A 1,506-nucleotide genomic window follows, 5' to 3' on the forward strand; every position below is an offset into this window, starting at 1 on the left:
CCCGTGAGACGACTTCATCAACGACTTGCTGACCTTCCTGTTCGAGAGCCTCGAGGACGGTACCCCCAACGATGCCGACGTTATCCCGGTTGGTGTTCACGACGAACAACACGTGAACTGTCGCGTCGTACTGCTCTGCGAGTCCAAACACGTGTGGGATGGCCTGCTCGGCGGCCGGACTCCCATCAACTGGGAGGAGAATGTTGTCGTACATAACTCAATATCTGTGCCCCATGTGTGTTAGTCTTTCTCACGCATGGGTAAGTAACAAACGGTAATCAGTGCAACCTCCGGTGGGGAAAATACGTTTCGAGGGGATGTTCGGTGAAGACTCAGGGCGATAGCCCGAGTCGTACGAGTCGCCGAACTACTCGGTGACGTACGCTTCGATTCGGTTCATCGCCTCGCGAAGCTCTCGCATACTTGTCGCGTACGAGACGCGGAGGTGGCCTTCGCCGCCCGCTCCGAAGACGCTCCCTGGGACGAGCGCGACGTTCTGCTCTTCGAGGAGTCCTTCCGCGAATGCTTCGTCGTCGCCATCGGGCGCTTCGGGGAAGACGTAGAACGCCCCCTTCGCCTCGAAGCAGTCGAGTCCCATCTCGTCGAAGCGAGCGAGGACGAACCGTCGGCGACGGTCGTACTCCGTGCGCATCTCCTCGACGGCATCGTCACACGACCGCAGGGCTTCGAGCGCCGCGTACTGCGCAGTCGTCGGTGCCGAGAGCATCGCGTACTGGTGGACCTTGTTCATCGCGTCGATGGCTTCCGGCGGTCCCATCGCGTAGCCGAGACGTAGGCCGGTCATCGCGTACGCCTTCGAGAACCCGTTGAACACGATGGTTCGCTCGCGCATTCCAGGATGGGTTGCGATTGAGGCGTGGTCGTCTTCGTACCGAAGGTCGGCGTATATCTCGTCCGAGAGGACGAGCAGGTCGTGTTCCCTGACGAAGTCCGCCACATCGGCGAGTTCCTCGTCGGTCATTACCGCGCCGGTCGGGTTGTTCGGGTAGCAAAGCACCAGCACGTCAGCTTCGTCGGCACCCGCCGCTTCGAGTGCCTCCGGCGTGAGTTTGAACTCGTCTTCGGCGTGAGTCGGCACTGGCAGCGGCTCGCCGCCGGCGAAGATGGCCCCCGGCGTGTACGAAATGTACGACGGTTGCGGGATGGCAACCACGTCGCCAGCATCGACGAAGGCTCTAAACGCGAGGTCGACGGCTTCGCTGGCACCGGTTGTGACGATAATCTCGTTTTCGGGGTCGTACTCCTGTCCGTAGCGGGTGACGCGCTCCGAAATCGCCTCCCGGAGTTCGCGCATGCCGCGGTTCGAGGTGTACGAGGTCTTCCCGCGTTCGAGCGAGTCGATAGCGGCGGTTCGAGCGGCCCACGGCGCCGAGGAGGCCGGGTTACCCGCCCCGAGGGGGGAGACAACGTCTACCTCCCCCGCGAGGTCGGAGAACCGGCGGGGACCCCGGGGGGGGACCCGGTTGGCGCGGGCGGGAAGGGGGG

At 63.1% G+C, this 1,506-nt stretch carries 2 protein-coding genes; both read right to left on the reverse strand.

The window, feature by feature from the left end; translation table 11 throughout:
- On the reverse strand, positions 1 to 214 hold a 214-nt coding region (locus QT222_RS01235; protein ID WP_491476042.1), incomplete at its 3' end, for a universal stress protein.
- Between the two features lie 153 nt (positions 215 to 367).
- Positions 368 to 1,506: pyridoxal phosphate-dependent aminotransferase (locus QT222_RS01240; RefSeq protein ID WP_491476043.1), on the reverse strand; the 1,139-nt coding region annotated here is incomplete at its 5' end.

The organism is Haloferax sp. s1 (genome assembly GCF_058382125.1).